This is a genomic window from Bradyrhizobium sp. (assembly GCF_016462955.1).
GTDB lineage: Bacteria > Pseudomonadota > Alphaproteobacteria > Rhizobiales > Xanthobacteraceae > Bradyrhizobium.
Window position 1 is genome coordinate 1 of sequence record NZ_JAEMSD010000030.1, and the last position, 4780, is coordinate 4780.

Sequence of the window (4780 nt, forward strand, 5' to 3'; positions counted from 1 at the left end):
CACACCGTCAGCGCGGCCATCACCGTGAGGCGCGCATCGCCGATCTCGCCGAATTTTCCGCGCAGCGACTGGATGCGCGTCTCCAGGGTTTCGGCGAGCTTGAGCAGCCGCACCTCCTGGCCCTCCTCGCAGGCCATGCGGTATTGCCGGCCATTGATGGTGACGTTGATGTGGCTCATCCGTCCTCTCCGGTATCGAGCACCGAGCGTATCGTGACGATGGCGGAATCCAGCCGGTCGGAGATCTCGCGATTGGTGCGCTCGAGCTTGCGCGCCTTCACCAGCGCGCCGTCGAGTTCGTCGGCAAGTCGCGAGCGATCCGCGCCGAGTGCCTGGATCCGCGCCGCGAGTTCGTTCTCGTCGCGATCGGCATCGCGGCGCCGCTCCACCGCACTTTCGAGCGCGTCGAGCGCCGCCGTGAGCCTGCGCGTCGCAATCTCGATCTCGACGGCGGATGTCTCCGTCATGGCGGAACTGTTGGATACGCGATCGGTCATGCAGTCAGCGGCGGAACCTGGCGGCCTTTGCCCAGTGGCCTTTCCCTGGAGCTCGCCGTCCGGCAAAAGACTCGGTTCGGCAAGCGGTTAGAAGCAGAAATTTACAAAGCAAGCTAGGGAAGCGCAACGCCGCCGCAAAACTATGCACCGATCAATCGGGACGGCGTCCCGATCGGTCGCTTCGGCCCGGCGCGTTGTCAGCGGAAAACCGATGTCCACACAGGCAACTTTTGCGGCCAAACGGGCGTTCGATTGCCTTGGACTCCCGGAACCGAGGTGCTATCCCAACGCCAACCTCCAGTGGCCGCCAGGCTTCTCCCGCGCGGGCAACCATCGCCAAGCGCTTCATTTCAGACGGATTTCAGACATGACGCAGGTCGATCACACCCGTATGGCCAACGCGATCCGCGGTCTTGCGATGGACGCCGTCGAGAAGGCGAAATCGGGCCATCCCGGCCTGCCGATGGGTGCGGCCGACATTGCCACGGTGCTGTTCACGCAGTTCCTCAAATTCGACATCGCTGCGACGGAATGGCCGGACCGCGACCGCTTCGTGTTGTCGGCCGGCCATGGCTCGATGCTGCTCTATTCGCTGCTCCATCTCCTCGGCAGCCCCGAGATGACGATCGACCAGCTCAAGGATTTCCGCCAACTGGGATCGCTGACCCCGGGCCACCCCGAACACGGCCACACCAAGGGCATCGAGACCACCACCGGCCCGCTCGGCCAAGGCATCTCGACTGCTGTCGGCATGGCGCTGGCGGAGAAGATGCTCGCCGCCGAATTCGGCAAGAAGATCGTCGACCATCACACCTATGTGCTCGCCTCCGACGGCGACCTGATGGAAGGCATCTCGCAGGAAGCGATCGCGATGGCTGGGCACTGGAAGCTGAACAAGCTGATCGTGCTCTATGACGACAACGGCATCTCGATCGACGGCCCGACCTCGATCAGCGATTCCGTCGACCAGGTGAAGCGCTTCAAGTCCGCCGGCTGGGCCGCCGAGAAGATCGACGGCCACGACGCGGCCGCGATTGCCGCGGCGATCGCACGCGCGCAGAAATCCAGCAAGCCGACGCTGATCGCCTGCCGCACCACGATCGGCTTCGGAGCGCCGCACAAGCAGGGCACCTCGAAGGTGCACGGCGAAGCGCTCGGCGCCGACGAGCTCAAGGCTGCCAAGGAAAATCTCGGCATATCGCTCGAGCCCTTCTCGGTGCCCGACGACGTGCTGAAGGCGTGGCGTGCGGCCGGCAGCCGCGGTGCTGCTGCGCGTCAGGAATGGGAAGCAAGATTCGGTGAGCTCGGCAGCCGCAAGCGCGCCGAGTTCGAGCGCCGCCTGCGTCACGAGCGCCCCGCCGCGCTCGCCAAGGCGTTCAAAGCCTACAAGAAGGAGCTGCTGGAGAAGCCGATGACGGCGGCGACCCGCAAGTCCTCCGAAGCGGTGATCGAGGTCATCGCCGGCGCCATGCCGATGGAATTCCTCGCCGGCTCGGCCGACCTCACCGGCTCCAACAACAACAAGGCGAAGTCGGCGACGGCTTTCTCCGCAAAGACGCCGAAGGGCCGCTTCATCCATTACGGCATCCGCGAGCACGGCATGGCCGCGGCGATGAACGGCATCTTCCTGCATGGCGGCTTCGCGCCGAACGGCGCGACCTTCCTGGTGTTCACCGATTACGCCCGGCCTGCGATGCGGCTCGCCGCGCTGATGGGCGCCGGCGTCGTCTATGTGATGACGCACGATTCGATCGGCCTCGGCGAAGACGGCCCGACGCATCAGCCGGTCGAGCATCTCTCCGCGCTGCGCGCCATCCCGAACATGCGCGTGTTCCGTCCGTGCGACGCCATCGAGGTCGCCGAGTGCTGGGAGCTCGCGCTCAACCGCGTGGACGGCCCGACCGTGCTGGCGCTGACACGGCAGAACCTGCCGCAGCTGCGGACCTCCGCCAACGAAAATCCGTGCCAGTACGGCGCCTACGAGCTGGTCGCTGCAGAGGGCGAGGCCAAGGCGACGCTGTTCGCGTCCGGTTCCGAAGTGGAGATGGCGGTCGCCGCCCAGAAGCAGCTGGCCGAGCGCGGCATTCCGACACGCGTGGTTTCGGTGCCCTCGCTCGAGCTCTTGTTAGCGCAACCAAAGGAACGCCGTGACGCGATCATCGGCAACGCGCCGATCAAGGTCGCGATCGAGGCCGCGGTGCGCTGGGGCTGGGACGCCGTGATCGGCCAGGATGGCGAATTTGTCGGCATGCACTCCTTCGGAGCCAGCGCGCCTCTCAACAAGATCTTCCAGCACTTCGGAATTACCGCCGAGGCCGCAGTTAACGCTGTGCTGAAGCGCATTTCCTGAGAGTTGAGATTGCCGCAAAAAAGGACTACGTAATCCCTCATATGATCAAGCACCGCCCGGCCGAACCGGGCGTCCGCCCCTAAAAAATCCTCGCAAGCGCGCTATCCGCGCGTTGTGCGGGATGACAACGGTCATTGAAGGAGACGAAACATGGCAGTCCGCGTCGGAATCAACGGTTTTGGCCGCATCGGCCGCAACATCCTGCGGGCTATCGCCGAGTCCGGCCGCAAGGACATCGAGGTCGTCGGCATCAACGACCTCGGCCCGGTCGAGACCAACGCCCATCTCCTCCGCTTCGACAGCGTCCATGGCCGCTTCCCCGGCACCGTCACCGTCGACGGCGACTCGATCAATCTCGGCGGCGGCAAGATCAAGGTGACCGCCGAGCGCGATCCCTCGAAGCTGCCCTGGAAGGATCTCGGCGTCGACATCGCCATGGAATGCACCGGCATCTTCACCTCCAAGGACAAGGCCTCCGCACACCTCACCGCCGGCGCCAAGCGCGTGCTGGTCTCCGCGCCCGCCGACGGCGCCGACGCCACCATCGTCTACGGCGTCAACCACGAGACGCTGACCAAGGACCATCTGGTCGTCTCCAACGGCAGCTGCACCACCAACTGCCTGGCGCCGGTCGCCAAGGTGCTGAACGACCTCGTCGGCATCGAGACCGGCTTCATGACCACGATCCATGCCTATACCGGCGACCAGCCGACGCTCGACACGATGCACAAGGATCTCTACCGCGGCCGCGCCGCGGCGATGTCGATGATCCCGACCTCGACCGGTGCTGCGAAGGCGATCGGCCTCGTGCTGCCCGAGCTGAAGGGCAAGCTCGACGGCGTCGCGATCCGCGTGCCAACCCCGAACGTCTCGGTGGTCGACCTCAAGATCGTCGCCAAGCGCGCAACCGACGCCAAGGAGATCAACGCGGCGATGAAGCGCGCCTCCGAGCAGCAGCTCAAGGGCATCCTCGGCTACACCAATGCGCCGAACGTCTCGATCGACTTCAACCACGACCCGCACTCCTCGACCTTCCACGAGGACCAGACCAAGGTGCAGAACGGCACGCTGGTGCGCGTGATGTCCTGGTACGACAACGAGTGGGGCTTCTCGAACCGCATGGCGGACACCGCCGCCGCGATGGCGAAGGTGATTTAAGAACAGGTCTCGTGTCCCGGACGCGGTGCAGCGCACTTGCGCTGCTCCGCAGAGCCGGGACCCATCTAGCCGCGGGACTCGCTGTGATGTGGGTCCCGGTTCTGCAGCGCACCGCTTCGCGCTGCGCAGCGCCCGGGACAAGGAAGCGTTCGATGACCAACAAATTCCGCACCCTCGACGACGCCGACGTGAAGGGCAAGCGCGTGCTGCTGCGCGTCGATCTCAACGTGCCCATGGAGAACGGGCGCGTCACCGACGCCACCCGGCTCGAGCGCGTCGCGCCGACCATTACGGAGCTCGCCGACAAGGGCGCCAAGGTCATCCTGCTCGCGCATTTCGGCCGGCCGAAGGGGCGCGATGCCAAGGACTCGCTGAGGCCGGTCGCCGAGGCGCTGTCGAAGGTGGTGAAGAAGCCCGTCGCCTTCGCCGAGGATTGCATCGGCGAGCCCGCGGCCAAGGCCGTTGCCGGCCTGAAGGACGGCGAAATCCTCTGCCTGGAGAATACCCGCTTCCACAAAGAGGAAGAAAAGAACGATCCGGCCTTCGTCGCGGAATTGGCGAAGCTCGGCGACATCTGGGTCAATGACGCGTTCTCGGCCGCGCACCGCGCCCACGCCTCGACCGAAGGCCTCGGCCACAAGCTGCCGGCCTATGCCGGCCGCACCATGCAGGCCGAGCTGGACGCGCTGGAGAAGGCGCTGGGCTCGCCGACCAAGCCGGTGATCGCGATCATCGGCGGCGCCAAAGTCTCGACCAAGATCGACCTTCTGGAAAAC

At 65.4% G+C, this 4780-nt stretch carries 5 protein-coding genes; 3 read left to right on the forward strand and 2 right to left on the reverse strand.

The genetic code is table 11. The features are described 5' to 3' along the window. Together JHD07_RS05610 and JHD07_RS05615 are read right to left on the reverse strand one after the other, a co-directional pair. Nucleotides 1-179: cell division protein ZapA (locus JHD07_RS05610; RefSeq protein WP_291619918.1), on the reverse strand; the 179-nt coding region annotated here is incomplete at its 3' end. After that, nucleotides 176-466 (reverse strand): DUF4164 domain-containing protein, encoded by a 291-nt coding sequence (locus JHD07_RS05615; RefSeq protein WP_291619837.1) that lies wholly within the window; start codon nt 464-466, stop codon nt 176-178. The genes JHD07_RS05610 and JHD07_RS05615, both read right to left, overlap by 4 nt. A 397-nt stretch (nt 467-863) precedes the next feature. On the opposite strand from JHD07_RS05615, the gene tkt reads away from it, so the two are divergent. From tkt to pgk, 3 genes are all read left to right on the forward strand, one after another. Beyond that, nucleotides 864-2846: a transketolase gene (gene tkt / locus JHD07_RS05620; protein WP_291619839.1), complete on the forward strand. Its 1983-nt coding sequence runs from the start codon at nt 864-866 to the stop codon at nt 2844-2846. Between the two features lie 150 nt (nt 2847-2996). Next, on the forward strand, nt 2997-4004 hold the full coding sequence (gene gap / locus JHD07_RS05625; protein ID WP_291619841.1) for a type I glyceraldehyde-3-phosphate dehydrogenase: 1008 nt from the start codon (nt 2997-2999) through the stop codon (nt 4002-4004). A gap of 152 nt (nt 4005-4156) precedes the next feature. Then, nucleotides 4157-4780: phosphoglycerate kinase (gene pgk, locus JHD07_RS05630; RefSeq protein WP_291619843.1), on the forward strand; the 624-nt coding region annotated here is incomplete at its 3' end.